The following is a 3,913-nucleotide window of genomic DNA, read 5'->3' on the forward strand; positions in this document are numbered from 1 at the left end:
CAAGTTTTGAAATGCACTGTATTATCAAGTGTAGAAGTTTGCCAACCAGTAATACCGGCGCTCGCAGCAACAAAATAATTAGCGCATGTAATTTCAGCACCCGCTTGATTCTTCATATCAACATCAAAAAAAGGCTGATCTATTGGGGCATGACCGCCATCCTGTAGTACAACAGCATAAGCATACGTAAAATTAGTATTGGCAGCAGTAACCGCAAATGTTTGCTGAATGCTTTCTTCCTGATAGTTGGCTCGCGTATCTCCTAATTTGGCGGAATATGTACCTGCATATACCATGGGAAATAAACCATAAGGATCTGTACCAGCCGTTACTATTGTTTGCCAACCTGCTACAATACCAGCGACCGGAGAGCCCGTAACAATTGGCAGAGTATTTCCTGCAGCATTTGACCCCGTTATTCCTGTCCATCCTGCAAAAGTTCCCGTTTCGAAATCCACATTATTACACGCCGCTAAAGAAGTAGGAGGATTTGGCATTCTGAGATTCCAAGTACCATGTTTTTTACCAACAAACTGCATTTTTTTGTAATGAATATAACTGGCAGTATCATTTTCTGGAATTCCTTTTTTACCCACCTCTTTCAAGGCTTTGTTTGCATCAAAACCAACTAAATCGGCAGTACTGAATTCCTGCGCAATTGCTGAGTTAATGAGAAACAAAACAAACAACAATGAAAAAATATTTCTCAGTGTTGTGTTTGGATAATTGGAGCGTAATTTTCTTATCATAATCCTGTTTTTTATTTGTTTTTCAAACGTAACAAATCTTCTTTCAGGTTGCCAATGTAGGAAGCATTTTAGGAAAAAGCAAGTTTTCCTTCATCTATTTCCTAAACAAGTTACAAACAATCTTACTCATTATAAATTACTTAGCCTTAGGTTGCCCAGTTCAAGCCTTTTTTCAAAAGATCTAAGGTTTTTTCTTCTGGAGAATTTTTTTCGGGGATAAAATTGTACAACCAAGAAGCATTTTTGGGTAAACTCACTAAAATTGATTCAATCCGACCTGCCGTGTCCAAGCCAAATTTAGTGCCTTTGTCATACACCAAATTAAATTCTACATACCTACCTCTTCGCAACAATTGCCATTGTTTTTGTTTTTCTGTAAAAGGAATATTTTTATTTTTTTCGATGAGATGTCCATAAATAGGAATAAAACTATTTCCAATAGCTTTCACAAATTCGAAAATATCTTTTTGAGATGTATTTTCAGTTTCCACTAAATGGTCGAAAAAAATTCCGCCAATACCTCTTGTTTCATTCCGATGTGGAATAAAAAAATAATCGTCCGCTTCTTTTTTAAATTTAGGATAATAAGACGTATCGTGTTCATCACACACTTTTTTTAATTGCTGATGAAAAAAACGCGCATCTTCTTTCACAATATAATGCGGCGTTAAATCAATTCCTCCACCAAACCAATTTTTGCCTTCGTCGGTCTCGAAATAACGCAAATTAGCGTGAATAATAGGCACCATCGGATTTTGAGGGTGTATAATAATGGAAATTCCCGTAGCGTAAAATCCGGGCGCTTTTAATTTTAAAGCATGTTGAATATTTTCAGGAAGCTTACCGTGTACCGCCGAAAAATTAACGCCGCCTTTTTCAATTACTTTTCCATCTTGGATAACGCGTGAACATCCGCCTCCGCCACCTTCTCGCTGCCAAATCTCTTCTGAAAAATTATTTTTTTCATCGGCTTTTTCAAGTGCCGAACAAATGTCGTTTTGAAGTGTTTTAAAGAAAGAAGAAATAATATCTTTCGTTATCATTTTGTCGCTTTTATTATTTCAAAATTTTTATATTCGAGAATATAAACCGCTTTGTTTTCGTAACCGCTTTCCAGCGAAGTTTTGTAAAAATCAAAAGAAGTTTGAATACCTTGCATTTTAATTTGCGGAAGTTCTTCCATAAAATCAGTGCCATAATTTTTCAAAGCAGTTAAACAATAATAAGTTACATCAAAGCCTTGATAGACGTAACGATCCGGATCTGTTAAATATTTTTCGCGATAGTTTTCAATAAAAATTTTCGTGTTGTTATCCGAATAATTCACAAAATAATTCGCTGGAAAATGAAATTGTAAATTGTTCAAATACGTCAAATCCAGATTATCAAAACCTTGTACAGCATGCAAACAAAGTAAAATCACACTGTCTTTTCCGCTCTCATTTTCCAAGGAATTCAGAAAATTAGTAACGTACGCTTGATCTTGCGAAAGCATCACCACCACATTTTTTTTAGTACCCGAAAAATATTTTTTCACTCCACTAAAATCCTTCGAAATAAAATTTGCCACATTGATTTCTGCGTGTGTATTTTTCAATGTTGACGAAAATTTATTTTTGAATAAATCAGCATTTGTATTGTTTTGGTTGTTGTCATTTTTAATGATAATAATATTTTGATCCGCGTCATTTTCTGCTGCGTACGTCGCCAAGGCATCCAATTGTGTAATGCCAGAGGGCGCAGCTTTAAAGGCATTTGAATAACCTAATAAAATTTTATTTTGCTGAATAAAAGGAGAAACAATCGGAATATTTTTTTCTTTCGCTAATTTTTCCACCGTATTAAAAGCAACAGAATACAGAGGTCCGATAATTAAATTCATTGTTGAAAATTCGGGTTGAAAAAATATTTTTTTGACCGCCCTTTTTGAGCTGTCATTTTCATCCAAACTATACACAAATACGTGACATTTAAAACCTTGCTTTTCGAGTGAATCGATTGCCATTAAAGCACCTTCGTAAAAATTAAGGGCAATTTTTGTGCGTGGCGGAAATGTACTATTTCCTCTGGCAATCGCATCCACATTAATGGAATCAATTCCATCTAAATTGAATGGCAAGAACAAAGCAATATTAAAATATCCATCTTTCGGAAAATTAACTTTATGCGCTGTTGTATCCATCTTTTCAATAGTTACAGCAGGTTCTGTTATTTTTTGAGAGCTTTCGCTTACATATTTTTTAACTGCCGGATTCGCATTTTTCATTTCTGTTTCCGACATTTTCTCAGGAGATTCTTTATGCGGAATTTTAACGATTTCGCCTGTTTTTAAGCCATTTTTCGATTCTGGATTTAATTCGGTGAATTCACTCACACTCATTCCGCCTTGTTTGGAAAGGGAATACAACGTTTCGCCGTGCACCACCGTATGGAACGTATACGCTGAACTATCCAATTTTACTGTAATAGTAGAAGTATTTATTTGCGATGCAGGAATTTTCAATACGTCATTCGGGCTAATCCCATCAATGGCATCAGGGTTCGCAGCAATAATATCTTTTATCTGCACTTGATACGTTTTCGCAATCGCATACAAAGATTCGCCATCTTGAACCGTGTGCAAAAAATATTTTTTTCCATTAATAATGGTCGAATCCGTACTTTTTTTTATTGTCGGATTTACTTGCTGTGCTTGCAAAACAAAATTCATCAACAAAAAAAGCACGAAACAAAATCTCGTAATTGTCTTTGAAAAAATTATTTTTTCGAATTGAATATTTTGCATATTGATTTAAAAATTATTTTATTCCCATTCAATGGTTGCAGGCGGTTTAGAGCTGATATCATAAACAACTCTATTTATTCCTTTTACTTTATTGATAATTTCGTTCGACACTTTTCCTAAAAATTCATACGGCAAATGACACCAATCTGCCGTCATTCCATCCGTTGAAGTTACAGCGCGCAAAGCAATCGCATTTTCGTAAGTTCTTTCATCGCCCATCACACCAACCGATTGAACTGGAAGAAAAATCGCCCCTGCTTGCCAAACATCTTTGTACAAATTATATTTTTTTAGTTGCTCAATAAAAATAAAATCTGCTTCTTGTAAAATACGAATTTTATCTGCCGTAATTTCTCCCAGAATTCGTATTGCCAATCCT

The 3,913-nt window shown here is 35.0% G+C and carries 4 protein-coding genes; all 4 read right to left on the reverse strand.

The features are described from left to right. Nucleotides 1-749, reverse strand: a 749-nt coding sequence (locus tag ABIZ51_07210; protein ID MEO7088562.1) for a hypothetical protein, incomplete at its 3' end; no start/stop codon positions are given. A gap of 146 nt (nt 750-895) precedes the next feature. Then, entirely contained in the window at nt 896-1,792 is an 897-nt protein-coding gene (gene hemF / locus ABIZ51_07215; GenBank protein MEO7088563.1) for an oxygen-dependent coproporphyrinogen oxidase, read from the reverse strand. Next, nucleotides 1,789-3,459 (reverse strand): LysM peptidoglycan-binding domain-containing protein, encoded by a 1,671-nt coding sequence (locus ABIZ51_07220; protein MEO7088564.1) that lies wholly within the window; start codon nt 3,457-3,459, stop codon nt 1,789-1,791. The genes hemF and ABIZ51_07220 overlap by 4 nt, the downstream gene beginning before the upstream one ends. Before the next feature lie 93 nt (nt 3,460-3,552). After that, the coding region (locus ABIZ51_07225; GenBank protein MEO7088565.1) for a GMP synthase (glutamine-hydrolyzing) at nt 3,553-3,913 on the reverse strand (361 nt) is incomplete at its 5' end.

The organism is Bacteroidia bacterium (genome assembly GCA_039924845.1).
Taxonomy (GTDB): Bacteria; Bacteroidota; Bacteroidia; order DATLTG01; family DATLTG01; genus DATLTG01.